The sequence below is a fragment of the Dorea phocaeensis genome, from assembly GCF_900240315.1.
Classification (GTDB): domain Bacteria; phylum Bacillota; class Clostridia; order Lachnospirales; family Lachnospiraceae; genus Dorea_B; species Dorea_B phocaeensis.
Genome location: NZ_OEPZ01000003.1, coordinates 268,617 through 282,524, shown reverse-complemented (window position 1 = coordinate 282,524; position 13,908 = coordinate 268,617). Strand labels below are relative to the sequence as shown.

Here is a 13,908-nt window from a genome sequence, read left to right as displayed (position 1 = left end):
ATGTGGGAAAGACAATGTCAGAAGAAAAGAAGAGAAAGAAATTCAGATTTTTTAGAAAGCATTTTACATTAATTATAAAGATAGTCATCATTCTTTCCGTCCTTGGAGTGGTGGCACTCGGATTCGGAAAAGTGATTGATTCAGGAAGCAAGACGACGAAAATAGGTTTTGAAGATATCGGAGAACTGGCAACACAGTCCGCATACTGTACAGAGGTCAATGTTACAGAGGATGCAAGGACGATATTTGGAGCAAAGATTCCGTTTACCCAGAGCAAATATGTATATAGTTATGATATCGTTATCAAAGCAGGATACAATTTCAATGAGATCGAATGGGAATTAAAAGGCAAGAACATAGAAGTGAAACTTCCGGAAGCAAAGGTGCTAAGTACAGAGTTGGATTTGGATTCTTTCAAAGTATACCATGAAAAAGAGAGTATTTTTAGTCCGATTAAGCTGGATGAGAATAATGATGCTATTAAGAAAATGAAAGAGAATGCAAAAACGGATGCCATTGCAAACGGACTATTGGAGAATGCCCGGAGCAATGCAGAAGAAATGCTGAAAGGTTTTTTTGGAAGCCAGTATGATCTGGACGAATATAAGATTGTTTTTAAAGATAAATAGCAATAAGCAGATTTTTGAATTTTTGATATTGGAACAAGGATAAAGGAGACGTTATGATTCGCAGATTAGAAAATAAAGATTTGGAACAGACGGCCAAAATCTGGTTGGATACCAACAGAGAAGCGCATGACTTCATTCCGGGAAGCTATTGGGAGAAGCATTATCTCATGGTAAAGGAAATGCTTTTGCAGGCGGAAGTCTACGTTTATGAGACGGAACAGGAGATCAGAGGATTTGTGGGATTGGATGATACCTACATTGCCGGGATTTTTGTAAGAAGCAAGGACCAGTCTTTGGGGATTGGAACACAGCTGCTTGATTTTGTCAAAAAGAGAAAAGAAGAATTAAGTCTTCGCGTGTACCAGAAAAATGAGAATGCAATCCGTTTTTATCAGAGGGAAGCGTTTCAGGCACAGGAAGAAGGCATAGACGAAGATACGAAAGAAAAAGAATATCTGATGATATGGAAAAAACAAAACGGATAGGATTCAAGAAAAAGAAGTACAGAACAAACATTCGGTTGGTTCTGTACTTTTATTTTATATTCTGATATAATAGCCAGAGAGAATGAAGACAATAGATTCATAGGAGGAATTTCATGGATCATTTTGAATTAGTATCAGAATATGCCCCAACCGGCGATCAGCCTCAAGCCATCGAACAGCTTGTAAAAGGCTTTCAGGAAGGCAATCAATGCCAGACTCTTCTTGGTGTCACCGGCTCGGGAAAGACATTTACGATGGCGAACGTCATCGCACAATTAAATAAACCAACATTGATTATAGCCCACAACAAAACTCTGGCAGCCCAGCTATATGGAGAGTTCAAAGAATTCTTCCCGAATAATGCGGTAGAATATTTCGTCTCCTATTACGACTACTACCAGCCGGAGGCTTACGTTCCATCCTCTGACACGTACATCGCGAAGGATTCGTCTATTAATGATGAGATTGACAAGCTGCGCCTATCAGCAACCGCGTCTCTTATTGAGCGGCGTGATGTTATTATCATCGCCAGTGTATCTTGCATTTATGGGTTGGGTGAGCCGGAAAACTTTGAGAAGATGATGGTTTCTCTTCGTCCGGGGATGTCAAAAGACAGAGATGAAGTTCTGCGCCAGCTCATAGATATTCAGTACGACAGGAATGAGATGGATTTCAAGCGAGGTACCTTCCGGGTGCGGGGAGATGTTGTGGAAGTTATACCGGCCAATGAGGCGGATATGGCAGTTCGGATTGAATTTTTCGGAGATGAGATCGACCGCATTACGAAGGTAGATGTGCTGACGGGGGAGATTAAAAGCGAACTAAGCCACGTGGCAATTTTTCCGGCATCACATTACGTGGTTTCAAAAGAAGATTTGGAACGCGCAGTTAAAGGGATTGAAGAGGAACTTGAAGAACAGGTGAAATACTTCAAAAGTGAAGGAAAATTACTGGAGGCGCAGCGGATTTCTGAACGAACCAACTTCGATATTGAAATGATGAGAGAGACGGGTTTCTGTTCAGGAATTGAGAACTATTCCAGACATTTGACGGGGTCAGAAGCAGGACAGCCGCCGTTGACTCTTTTGGATTATTTTCCAGATGATTTTATTATGATGATTGATGAGTCTCATAAGACGGTGCCGCAGGTGGGAGGAATGTATCATGGAGATCAGTCGCGGAAGCGGACACTGGTAGACTATGGATTCCGACTTCCGTCAGCCCTTGATAACCGTCCGCTAAGCTTTGATGAATTTGAAAGTAAGATTGATCAGGTATTATTTGTATCAGCCACACCAGGACCATACGAAGCGGATCATGAGCTTCTTCGGGCGGAGCAGGTAATCCGTCCGACAGGACTTTTGGATCCGGAAGTGGAAGTGCGTCCGGTGGAAGGCCAGATTGACGACCTGATTGGTGAAGTGAATAAAGAGATTGCGAAGAAAAACAAGATTTTGATTACCACACTGACGAAGAGGATGGCAGAAGATTTGACGGATTACATGCGCGAATTAGGAATTCGTGTTCGTTATCTTCATTCGGATATTGATACGTTGGAACGGACAGAGATTGTCCGTGATATGCGTCTGGATGTATTTGACGTATTGGTAGGAATCAATCTTCTGCGAGAGGGGCTCGATATTCCGGAAATTACTTTAGTAGCGATTCTGGATGCAGATAAGGAAGGATTCCTGCGTTCCGAGACATCTCTTATTCAGACGATCGGACGGGCTGCGCGTAATGCGGAAGGTCATGTGATCATGTATGCAGATGTAATGACGGATTCTATGAAGCAGGCCATTGAAGAGACCGAGCGAAGACGGAAGGTGCAGATGAAGTATAACGAAGAACATGGAATTACGCCGCAGACGATTAAGAAGAGCGTGAGGGATCTGATTGCAGTTTCGAAGAAGGTGGCAGCAGAAGAGCTTAGAATGGAGAAAGATCCGGAATCCATGAGTGTTCAGGAACTGGAGAAATTAATCAAAGAACTGACGAAGCAAATGAAAAAGGCGGCAGCAGAGTTAAACTTTGAGGCGGCGGCAGAGCTTCGTGATAAATTGGTAGAATTAAAGCGGATGCTGAATGAATAGCAGGCAATCCTATAAAGTAAAAGTGATAGGTACGAAAGGACAAGTATGGCAGATAAGAATAAAAGCAGACATTATATTAAGATTCGAGGGGCGAATGAGAATAATTTAAAAAATATAGATCTTGATATTCCGCGGGATGAACTGGTGGTGTTGACAGGGCTTAGCGGATCCGGAAAATCATCGCTGGCATTCGATACCATTTATGCGGAAGGACAACGCCGTTACATGGAATCTCTGTCTTCTTATGCAAGACAGTTTTTGGGGCAGATGGAAAAGCCGGATGTGGAAAGTATTGAAGGCTTATCGCCGGCAATTTCCATCGATCAGAAGTCAACGAACCGAAATCCACGTTCCACGGTGGGAACGGTGACGGAGATCTATGACTATTTTCGTCTTTTGTATGCACGAATTGGAATTCCGCATTGTCCGAAGTGTGGGAAAGAGATTAAAAAGCAGACAGTAGATCAGATGGTGGATCAGATTATGGAACTGCCGGAGAGAACGAAGATTCAGCTTTTGGCTCCGGTGGTACGGGGGAGAAAGGGAACCCATGCAAAACTTTTGGAACAGGCGAAGAAAAGCGGCTATGTCAGGGTACGTGTAGATGGCAGCCTGTATGAACTTTCGGAAGAGATCGTGTTGGATAAAAATATTAAACACAATATTGAGATTATTGTGGATCGTCTGGTTGTGAAAGAAGGAATTGAAAAGCGTCTGACAGATTCCATTGAAAATGTCCTGCATTTGGCGGAAGGTCTGATGATCGTGGATGTGATTGATGGAGAGCCGATCAATTTCAGTCAAAGTTTTTCCTGCCCGGATTGTGGAATCAGTATTGAAGAAATCGAGCCGAGAAGCTTTTCTTTTAACAATCCATTTGGTGCGTGTCCGGAATGTTTTGGACTTGGTTATAAGATGGAATTTGATGAAGACTTGATGATTCCAGATAAAAATCTAAGTATCAGCGAAGGAGCGATTGCGGTGATGGGATGGCAGTCTTGCACAGATAAGAAAAGCTTCACATATGCGATCTTAGATGCATTAAGTAAAGAATATAAATTTTCTCTGGATACTCCATTTCACAAATACCCCAAGAAAATTCATGATGTTTTGCTTCATGGAACGAATGGGAAAGAAGTGAAGGTTCATTATCAGGGTCAGAGGGGCGAAGGAATTTATGATGTGGCATTTGAGGGGTTAATTCGTAATGTGGAACGCCGATATCGGGAGACCGGATCGGAGACTATGAAGGCGGAGTATGAAGAATTTATGCGGATTACGCCGTGCCATGAATGTGGAGGCCAAAGATTGAAGTCGGCAGCCTTGGCTGTGACGGTAGGTGGAAAAAATATTGCGGAGCTAACGGCAATGTCAATTGAAAAATTACAGAAATTTTTAGATCAGCTGCAGCTGAATCAGCAACAGCAGATGATCGGAGGACAGATTTTAAAAGAGATCAATGCCAGAATTCGTTTTTTGATTGACGTGGGTTTGAACTATCTGACACTTGGACGGGCAACAGGGAGTTTGTCCGGAGGAGAGGCTCAGCGAATCCGTCTTGCGACACAGATTGGATCCGGATTGGTAGGAGTGGCCTACATTTTAGATGAGCCAAGTATTGGACTTCATCAGCGGGATAATGATAAGCTCCTTGGTACTCTGAAGCATTTAAGAGATCTTGGAAATACAGTGATTGTAGTGGAGCATGATGAAGATACCATGCGGGAAGCGGATCACATTGTAGATATTGGACCGGGGGCTGGAGAGCATGGAGGCGAAGTAGTAGCAGAAGGTACAGCAAAGGAAATTATGGCGAATAAAAATTCGGTAACCGGCGCATACCTAAGTGGAAGAATTAAGATTCCTGTGCCCGAGTACCGAGCAGAGCCTACCGGATGGCTAAAAGTTATCGGAGCCAGCGAAAATAACCTCAAAAATATCGATGTGGAATTCCCATTGGGAGTGATGACCTGTGTTACGGGAGTCTCCGGTTCAGGAAAAAGTTCTTTGGTAAATGAGATCCTTTACAAGCGTCTTGCGAAGGAATTGAATCGTGCGAGAACGATTCCGGGAAAGCATAGAGAGATTCAGGGAATCGAGATGCTGGACAAAGTAATCAATATTGACCAGTCACCGATTGGAAGGACGCCGCGGTCTAATCCGGCGACTTATACCGGAGTATTTGATTTGATCCGGGATTTGTTTGCTGCAACGCCGGATGCGAAGGCCAAAGGCTATAAGAAAGGCCGGTTCAGTTTCAATGTGAAAGGCGGACGGTGTGAGGCGTGCAGCGGAGATGGAATTTTGAAGATTGAGATGCATTTTTTGCCGGATGTCTATGTTCCGTGTGAAGTTTGTAAAGGAAAACGTTATAATCGCGAGACATTGGAAGTAAAATATAAAGGAAAGAGTATTTACGACGTACTAAACATGACGGTGGAAGAGGCACTTCATTTCTTTGAAAATGTGCCGAGTATCCGTAGGAAGATGGAAACACTGTACGATGTGGGACTTTCCTATATTCGTTTGGGACAGCCTTCTACAACCTTGTCCGGAGGAGAGGCTCAGAGAATTAAACTGGCAACAGAATTGAGTAAGCGAAGTACCGGAAGAACGATTTATATTTTGGATGAGCCTACAACGGGACTTCATTTTGCGGATGTCCATAAGTTGACAGAGATTTTAAGACGTCTGTCTTCGGATGGAAATACGGTCATTGTAATTGAACATAATCTGGATGTGATCAAGACGGCAGATTATATCATTGATATTGGTCCGGAAGGTGGAGATAAAGGCGGTACTGTAATCGCAAAGGGAACACCGGAAGAAGTGGCGGCAAGTCCGGTTTCTTATACAGGGAAATATATCAGGTCAATGCTGGAGCGATAAATAGGTCTTTCCATTTTCGGGAAATTTGATTATAATGGTACGTACACGCAAGAAGAAAACAACAAATGAACGAAGGATGATCATATAGACAGTATCATGAAAGGGGAACTAGAATGTCAGTAGATATTGGAATCGATCTGGGTACGGCAAGCGTCCTGGTGTACGTGAAAGGAAAAGGGGTTATTCTGAAAGAACCGTCGGTAGTTGCATTTGACCGGGACAGTAACACTATCAAGGCAATCGGCGAAGAAGCCAGGTTGATGCTGGGGCGCACGCCGGGAAACATTATTGCGGTTAGACCACTGCGTCAGGGTGTCATCTCAGATTATACTGTAACAGAAAAAATGATTAAATATTTTGTTCAGAAGTCTCTTGGAAAGCGGATGTTTAAAAAGCCAAGAATTAGTATTTGTGTTCCGAGTGGAGTGACCGAAGTGGAAAAGAAGGCGGTTCAGGAAGCAACTTATGCGGCAGGAGCGCGGGAGGTTCATCTGATTGAAGAGCCAGTGGCGGCTGCAATCGGAGCAGGAATTGATATTTCAAAGGCTTGTGGCAATATGATTGTTGATATCGGCGGAGGAACCGCGGATATTGCGGTGATTTCTCTTGGAGGAACGGTTGTAAATACCTCTATCAAAATAGCAGGCGACGATTTTGATGAGGCAATTGTCCGGTTTATGCGTAAAAAACATAATCTGCTGATCGGAGAGCGGACGGCAGAGGATATTAAGATTAAGATCGGGACCACTTACCCATTGATAGAGGAAGAAGTAATGGAAGTGCGCGGTCGTAATCTAGTTACAGGTCTTCCAAAGACGGTGACAGTGACTTCTTCGGAGACGGAAGAGGCCCTTCGGGAGACGACGGGACAGATTGTGGAGGCGGTGATTAGCGTATTGGAGCGTACACCGCCGGAATTATCAGCGGATATTCTGGATCGAGGAATTGTTCTGACAGGGGGCGGAGCCATGCTTCGGGGACTGGAAGAATTGATTGAGGAGCGAACCGGGATCAATACCATGACGGCGGAAGAACCGATGAAGGTCGTTGCAATTGGAACGGGACAATTCGTGGAGTTCATGGGTGGACGCAAGGAACGGTAAAACGATAAGATAAAGAGTAAATTAGAGTGGAATGGAAAGTATAAAGGGATATGTAGAACACATTGTATACCGGAATGAAGAGAATGGGTATACCGTATTTAATTTGAATAATGACGATGGAGAAATCACCTGTGTCGGTAATTTTCATTATATTGAAGAAGGAGAACTTCTACATTTGGAAGGGAGTTACACTACACATAAACTGTATGGAACACAGTTTAAGGTGGAAGAGTCCACTGTGTGCGAGCCAGAGGATTTGGTGTCTATCGAACGGTACTTAGGATCCGGAGCGGTCAAGGGAGTAGGCGCTGCGCTGGCAGGGCGGATTGTCAAGAAGTTTCGTGAAGATACGTTTCGGATCATTGAAGAAGAGCCGGAAAGATTGGCGGAAATTAAAGGGATCAGTGAACGGAAAGCGCGGGAAATTGCAGTACAGGTGGAAGAGAAGAAGGATATGCGTCAGGCGATGCTATACTTGCAGAAGTACGGGATTTCTACAACCTTAGCAGCCAGAATTTATCAGCATTATGGGAGAACTGTATATCGTGTGATTGAAGAAAATCCCTATCAGATTGCGGATCATGTGCCGGGAGTTGGATTTAAGACAGCAGATGAGATTGCGTCAAAAGTTGGGATTCACACAGATTCCGATTTCCGAATTCGAAGCGGAATCTTTTATACGCTGCTTCAAAGCGTAGGAGAGGGGCACGTTTATCTTAGGCAGGAAGCGCTTCTTTACCGAACCGGACAGCTGCTTCAGGTGGAGATTCAGAATATTGAAAAGTATCTGATGGATCTGGCAATGGAGAAGAAGGTTGTGCTGAAAGAAGCAGAAGATGGAATGAGAGTATATTCTGCTCATTATTATTACATGGAGATGAATACGGCGAAAATGCTTCATGATCTGAATGTAGATTGTGAAGTGGATGAGGCTTTGCTGGAACGCAGGCTTCACTCCATTGAGGACAATACGGGAATGGTGTTGGACGACATGCAGAGAACGGCGGTTCTGGAAGCTGTGCGCCGTGGACTTATGGTGCTGACTGGAGGACCGGGAACGGGAAAAACAACGACGATCAATGCTATGATTCATTTGTTTGAAAGCGAAGGGCTGAATATTGCGCTGGCGGCGCCTACAGGGCGGGCGGCTAAGCGAATGACGGAGGCTACCGGATATGAGGCTTCGACCATTCATCGGCTGTTGGAGGTAGATGGAAATCCGGAGGGAGACAGTCCTACTGGATTTCAGCGAAATGAGGAAAATCCTTTGGAAGATGATGTGATCATTATCGATGAGGTGTCTATGGTGGATCTTCCGTTAATATATGCACTTTTAAAGGCAATTGTTCCGGGAACCCGCCTGATTTTAGTGGGAGATAGGAACCAGCTTCCAAGTGTGGGACCGGGAAGTGTTCTGAAAGATATGATTGCATCTGAGTGTTTTACAGTTGTAATGCTGACTCGGATTTTTCGTCAGGCAGGGGAAAGTGATATTGTGATGAATGCACATAAGATTAACCGGGGAGAGGCGATAGAGCTTAATAATAAAAGCAGGGACTTCTTTTTCCTGAAAAGACAGGATCCCAATGTCATTATCAGTGTGCTGATCACATTGATTCAGAAAAAGCTTCCTAAGTATGTTCATGCAAAGCCATATGATATTCAGGTGCTGACACCTATGAGAAAAGGGCTTTTGGGAGTAGAACGTCTGAATAAGATTCTTCAGGAGTATTTGAATCCTCCGGAAAAGGGAAAGAAAGAGAAGGAATACGGAGACCGTCTGTTCCGGGAAGGCGATAAGGTAATGCAGATAAAAAACAACTATCAGCTGGAATGGGAAGTTTCCACCCGTTATGGGATGACGATAGACAAAGGGGTTGGAGTCTTTAACGGTGATATGGGAATTGTGAAAGAAATCAATTCCTATGAGGAGACGGTGACTGTAGAATACGACGAGCAGAGGATGGTGAAGTATCCGTATAATTTGCTGGAAGAATTGGAACTGGCTTATGCGATTACCATACATAAATCACAGGGGAGTGAATATCCTGCAGTTGTGATTCCGCTTCTGCAGGGACCGAGGCAGCTGTATCACAGAAATCTTCTGTATACAGCGGTTACCAGGGCGAAGCATTGCGTGACGCTGGTCGGAAGCGATACGGTTTTTCAGGAAATGATCCGTAATGCGAATGAGCAGGACCGCAATACCAGCCTTCATGAACGAATCCGGGAATTACAATGATAGATTGGAAGAACGTGAAGGGGACTGTTTTAAAAATAGTGGAAGCAGTCGGGAAGTGGTTGTGGCCGGAAGTATGTCCATTTTGCGGGAAGGTAAATCGATCGGGGATTTGCACTTCTTGCCGCAAAGAGGTGGATCAATTGCGCATTGTGCATCCACGGTGCATGAAGTGTGGCAAGCCGGTCAGTCAGCCAGAACAGGAATATTGCTACGATTGTATGCATGCACATCATTGGTACGACAGAGGCGTGAGCGTTTGGGTTCACAGACCTCCTGTCAGTACATCTATTTATCAGTTCAAGTATCATAATCAAAGAAGATACGGTGCTCTGCTTGCGAAAGAAATGGTGTCTGTCTATGAACAGACCATCCGAAAGTGGGCGCCGGATCTGATCATGCCAATTCCAGTACATAGAAAAAGAATGAAAAAAAAGAGGTTATAATCAGGCACAGATTCTTGCGGAGGAAATAGGAAAAATCTTGGGGATTCTGGTAGACACAGAAAATCTGGCCAGATGGAAGGATACGGATCCGCAGAAGATGTTGGGGACTCAGGCGCGAAAAAGGAATCTGATGGGAGCATTTGCCGTCAGAAAAAGCTTCCTCCCGGTACCTTGTGTTTTACTGGTGGACGATATCTATACAACGGGGAATACAATAGATGCCGCAGCTCGAATTTTGAAGAAATGCGGGGTGGAAAAAGTTTACTTTTTAACTATAAGTATTGGACAAGGATACTGATCTTTGTTATACTAAAAATGATGTTTAAATCACTGTAGAACATTTTGAGGTGGATTATGTTAGATGAAAAAAAAGTAAAACTCATGACCCGTCTTGCTTTTTATGAACAGACACAGGGAAAGGAAGATTTTAAGGTCAGTGCTTATTATCGAAAGGATTATGCAAGTTTGCATACGATTTGTTCGATTATATGGGTAACCGTCGGATATATCTGTGCAGTGGGACTTATTTTTCTGGCAGGAATGGACAATTTTCTGAGCAGTATGAGTTTTGGAATGATGTTTTTGATGCTGGGAATTTTGGTGCTTGTATATCTGTTTCTATTGATTCTGTACGGAGTGATTGCAAGTCATATTTTCAATAAAAAACATCGAGAGTCCAGGCAGAGAGTGAAGAAATATAATCATGATCTGACTAGACTTTTGAAGCTATATGAAAGGGAGAAGAGATAGATGGATAATGTATATGTACTTCGGGAACGGCTGCAGGCGATTTATGGACGGCATTCCAAAATATTTGATAAAGGACTTCAGTTTTTGTTGGCGCTGGTAGCATTTCTTTTGATTAATCAGAACGTGGGATTTATGAAGGCTGCATCTTCGCCGGTGATTACGGTGGCTTTGGCAGTGATTTGTACTTTTCTGCCTCTGATGGCGACGGTTGTAATGGCAACTGCGCTGCTTCTTGCTCATATGTTTTCACTGTCGTTAGGAGTGTTTGCAGTAACAGCAGTTGTATTTTTGGTGATGTATTGCTTTTTCTTTCGATTGGCTCCAAAGATGGCGTTTTTAGTATTGCTGACGCCAATTGCCTTCGCGCTGAAGATCCCGTATCTTCTTCCGATTGTCTGCGGGCTGGCATTTGCGCCGTCAAGCCTGGTGGCAACTTCTTGCGGAACGATCGTATATTATATGATGGAATATGTAAAAAAGACGTCTACTGCATTGGAAGGCAGCGGGGCAAAAGGACTGATGACACAGATTACCAAATATGCAAAGCAGGTGTTCCAAAGTAAGGAAATGTGGATTGTAATCATTGCTTTCGCGATTTCCTGTTTTGTGGTATACAGCCTTCGCAGACAGGCGGTAGATCACGCTTGGAAGATTGCGATTATTGCAGGTGCAGTTGTAAATGTGATCGTAATTGCAGTGGGTGATATTGCACTTGGAGTACATACTTCATACGGCGCACTGATTGGTGGAAGCCTGGTGGCGATCGTTGTTGGATTGATTTTAGAATTGTTTTTCTTTACGGTGGACTATGCAAGAAGTGAAAGCCTTCAGTTTGAAGATGATGAATATTATTACTATGTAAAAGCGATACCGAAAGTGTCTGTAAGCACACCGGAAAAAACGGTAAAACGGATCAATGAACGTCAGGAGACAGAGATCATTGATACCGAAGCAGTGAGAAAGAATGCAGAAAGAAAGCGGGAAAAACCGGTGTCCAAACGTACACCGAAGAAGGGACCGGGTGTGAAGGTTCAGGATATGAGAGAAGTAGATAAGATGCTTCTGACACAGAGTCTTAGAAAAGATCTGAATCTGGACGATTAAAGTAGCGCTTGGGAGATTTCCGAATTATCAAAGAAGGAGGTGACAGAATGGAGCAATGGCTGGGACGGTTTGTAGAAAAGTATGCCGGAGATCTTTATTTTCCGGATGTACAGATTACCGATATCGTAGAGGTGATGATTCTTACATTTCTGATCTATCAGGTGATGGTTTGGATTAAGAATACAAAAGCCTGGATGTTAATGAAGGGAATTATCGTGCTGGCAGTGTTCATTCTGTTAGCGGCCATCTTTAAAATGCATACGATTTTATATATTGCGAAAAATGCAGCGACAGTTATGGCGACAGCAGCTATCGTTGTGTTTCAGCCGGAACTTCGAAGAGCGTTGGAAAAATTGGGAGAGAAGAAATTTCTCACCTCGGTTGTTCCTTTTGAATCCAATCGTGAAAAGAGTCGTTTCAGTGAGGAGACGAGAGAGAGCATCATCGAAGCTGCGTATGCAATGGGAAAGGTAAAGACGGGAGCGTTGATCGTTGTAGAGCAGGCGATTCGTCTTACAGAATATGAAAGCACAGGAATTAAAATGGATTGCCTGATGTCCAGTCAGGTTCTGATCAATATTTTTGAGCATAATACGCCGCTTCATGACGGTGCAATTATCGTGCGCGGAGACCGTATTGTATCGGCAACCTGTTATCTTCCGTTGACAGATAACATGGGAATCAGCAAGGAGCTGGGAACCAGACATCGGGCAGCGGTTGGAATGAGCGAGGTCAGCGATGCGTTGATCGTTGTAGTCTCTGAAGAGACGGGAGCAGTATCTGTGGCTCAGGGAGGACAGATTTTTCGGAATATTTCTGAAGAAGAACTGCGGCAGAAGCTGATCGAGATTCAGGACAAAAAGACAGAATACAACCGAATAGCAGCATGGTGGAAAGGAAGGCGCAAAGATGAGAGAAAAACTAACGCGTAATCTGGGTCTGAAAGTGGTAGCCTTCCTGATTGCTTCTTTTACGTGGCTTTTGGTGGTTAATACAGATGATCCGGAAACGGATAAAACGTATACGAATATTCCGGTAAAAGTGGTGAATACAGAAGTTATTACGAATAATAACAGCACCTATCAGATTCTGGACGGTACGTCGGAAGTGGATGTGACGGTGACAGCAAAACGATCGGAATTGAGTAAGATTGATGCGGAAGATATTGTGGCAACTGCAGATTTTAAAGAACTGACGTTGGGAACCCAGATTCCAATTTCAGTATCTATTAAGGGGGAGAATGGAAGGGATGCAAAAGCGATAGCATCGCCGAGAAATCTCCAGGTTAAGATTGATGCTGAGACCAAGAATAATTTCCCGATTACGGCAACCAGTGTTGGAACACCGAGGGATGGATATATTATTGGTGACCTAAGTGCAAATCCGGAGAAAATTACGATTTCAGGTCCGAAGACTGTGATTGACAGTATCAACAAAGTTATGGCAGAAGTGAATGTATCCGGTCTTTCTGAGAATGCAACTTTGGAAGCAGGACTGGTATTGTATGATGTGAATAATAACGTAATTGATCAGGCACAGTTGTCCAACAATTTGGGCGAAGATGGTCTGACTGTCGATGTAGAATTATATCAGATTAAAAGCATACCAATCAATTTAGACACTTCTGGAATTATGGCTGCGGAAGGCTATAAGATTGGAGAGATTAAAGCCGAACCAAAAGAGGTTCAGGTAACGGGAGATGAGAAGAAGATCAAGGATTTGACGGCAATTGATATTCCGGCAAGCGCCCTGTCGGCCACGGATCTAACAGAGCGGACAGAAAGAGTGATTGATATTTCAGATTATCTTCCGGAGGGAGTCCAGCTTGTGGATGATACAACGGACAGTATCGTAGTCTCCATTACGATTGAGCAGCCAGGGGCAAGAACCTTTGAAGTGCCGACGAACGCCATCATGGTGAAAAACCTGGCGGATGATCTCGATATGAGTTATAAAGACGCTGTCGATGTTGTGATTCAGATCAGAGGTTCAAGTGAAGTCCTGGATGTATATTCTATTGCGAAGAAAGTCAGTATTGATTTAAAAGATTATAAAGATCCAGGAACTTATACAGTGCCTGTAGATGTCGAACTTCCAGAAGGATGCACAAGAGTGGATGAGGCAAGCATCAGCATTGTACTGGAAAGTAAGAAAAAAGAATAGGCGGAAA

The 13,908-nt window shown here is 43.7% G+C and carries 12 protein-coding genes; all 12 read left to right on the top strand.

The window, feature by feature from the left end; translation table 11 throughout:
* Window positions 1-14 precede the first annotated feature (14 nt).
* The 12 genes from C0979_RS08350 (at window position 15) to C0979_RS08300 (ending at window position 13,901) form a co-directional block, all read left to right on the top strand.
* Complete coding sequence (locus tag C0979_RS08350; protein WP_101695679.1) at window positions 15-629, top strand: DUF4230 domain-containing protein; 615 nt, start codon at window positions 15-17, stop codon at window positions 627-629.
* 53 nt (window positions 630-682) lie between these two features.
* Complete coding sequence (locus tag C0979_RS08345) at window positions 683-1,114, top strand: GNAT family N-acetyltransferase (RefSeq protein ID WP_101695527.1); 432 nt, start codon at window positions 683-685, stop codon at window positions 1,112-1,114.
* 113 nt (window positions 1,115-1,227) lie between these two features.
* Window positions 1,228-3,207, top strand: a complete 1,980-nt coding sequence (gene uvrB, locus C0979_RS08340) for an excinuclease ABC subunit UvrB (RefSeq protein WP_101695526.1) — start codon at window positions 1,228-1,230, stop codon at window positions 3,205-3,207.
* Window positions 3,208-3,252: 45 nt separating this feature from the next.
* On the top strand, window positions 3,253-6,096 hold the full coding sequence (uvrA, locus tag C0979_RS08335) for an excinuclease ABC subunit UvrA (RefSeq protein WP_101695525.1): 2,844 nt from the start codon (window positions 3,253-3,255) through the stop codon (window positions 6,094-6,096).
* A 113-nt stretch (window positions 6,097-6,209) separates the two neighbouring features.
* A complete protein-coding gene (gene mreB / locus C0979_RS08330; protein ID WP_101695524.1) occupies window positions 6,210-7,199 on the top strand; it encodes a rod shape-determining protein in 990 nt (329 codons plus the stop codon).
* Window positions 7,200-7,230: 31 nt separating this feature from the next.
* Entirely contained in the window at window positions 7,231-9,441 is a 2,211-nt protein-coding gene (recD2, locus tag C0979_RS08325; protein WP_101695523.1) for an SF1B family DNA helicase RecD2, read from the top strand.
* Window positions 9,438-9,884 (top strand): double zinc ribbon domain-containing protein, encoded by a 447-nt coding sequence (locus tag C0979_RS12260; RefSeq protein WP_306346036.1) that lies wholly within the window; start codon window positions 9,438-9,440, stop codon window positions 9,882-9,884. The genes recD2 and C0979_RS12260 overlap by 4 nt, the downstream gene beginning before the upstream one ends.
* 37 nt (window positions 9,885-9,921) lie before the next feature.
* Window positions 9,922-10,182: a ComF family protein gene (locus C0979_RS12255; RefSeq protein ID WP_306346035.1), complete on the top strand. Its 261-nt coding sequence runs from the start codon at window positions 9,922-9,924 to the stop codon at window positions 10,180-10,182.
* 56 nt (window positions 10,183-10,238) lie between these two features.
* Complete coding sequence (locus C0979_RS08315) at window positions 10,239-10,634, top strand: hypothetical protein (RefSeq protein ID WP_101695522.1); 396 nt, start codon at window positions 10,239-10,241, stop codon at window positions 10,632-10,634.
* Window positions 10,635-11,738, top strand: coding sequence for a hypothetical protein (locus C0979_RS08310; RefSeq protein WP_101695521.1), 1,104 nt, complete (start codon window positions 10,635-10,637; stop codon window positions 11,736-11,738).
* A gap of 47 nt (window positions 11,739-11,785) precedes the next feature.
* On the top strand, window positions 11,786-12,670 hold the full coding sequence (gene cdaA, locus C0979_RS08305; RefSeq protein ID WP_101695520.1) for a diadenylate cyclase CdaA: 885 nt from the start codon (window positions 11,786-11,788) through the stop codon (window positions 12,668-12,670).
* Entirely contained in the window at window positions 12,648-13,901 is a 1,254-nt protein-coding gene (locus C0979_RS08300) for a CdaR family protein (protein WP_101695519.1), read from the top strand. Before cdaA ends, C0979_RS08300 begins: the two co-directional genes overlap by 23 nt.
* Window positions 13,902-13,908 lie beyond the last annotated feature (7 nt).

Excerpts from the sequence above, each read along its gene's own strand:
- C0979_RS08350 (WP_101695679.1), top strand. The coding sequence starts at position 15 with ATGTCAGAAGAAAAGAAGAGAAAGAAATTCAGATTTTTTAGAAAGCAT.
- C0979_RS08345 (WP_101695527.1), top strand. The coding sequence starts at position 683 with ATGATTCGCAGATTAGAAAATAAAGATTTGGAACAGACGGCCAAAATC.
- uvrB (WP_101695526.1), top strand. The coding sequence starts at position 1,228 with ATGGATCATTTTGAATTAGTATCAGAATATGCCCCAACCGGCGATCAG.
- uvrA (WP_101695525.1), top strand. The coding sequence starts at position 3,253 with ATGGCAGATAAGAATAAAAGCAGACATTATATTAAGATTCGAGGGGCG.
- mreB (WP_101695524.1), top strand. The coding sequence starts at position 6,210 with ATGTCAGTAGATATTGGAATCGATCTGGGTACGGCAAGCGTCCTGGTG.
- recD2 (WP_101695523.1), top strand. The coding sequence starts at position 7,231 with ATGGAAAGTATAAAGGGATATGTAGAACACATTGTATACCGGAATGAA.
- C0979_RS12260 (WP_306346036.1), top strand. The coding sequence starts at position 9,438 with ATGATAGATTGGAAGAACGTGAAGGGGACTGTTTTAAAAATAGTGGAA.
- C0979_RS08315 (WP_101695522.1), top strand. The coding sequence starts at position 10,239 with ATGTTAGATGAAAAAAAAGTAAAACTCATGACCCGTCTTGCTTTTTAT.
- C0979_RS08310 (WP_101695521.1), top strand. The coding sequence starts at position 10,635 with ATGGATAATGTATATGTACTTCGGGAACGGCTGCAGGCGATTTATGGA.
- cdaA (WP_101695520.1), top strand. The coding sequence starts at position 11,786 with ATGGAGCAATGGCTGGGACGGTTTGTAGAAAAGTATGCCGGAGATCTT.
- C0979_RS08300 (WP_101695519.1), top strand. The coding sequence starts at position 12,648 with ATGAGAGAAAAACTAACGCGTAATCTGGGTCTGAAAGTGGTAGCCTTC.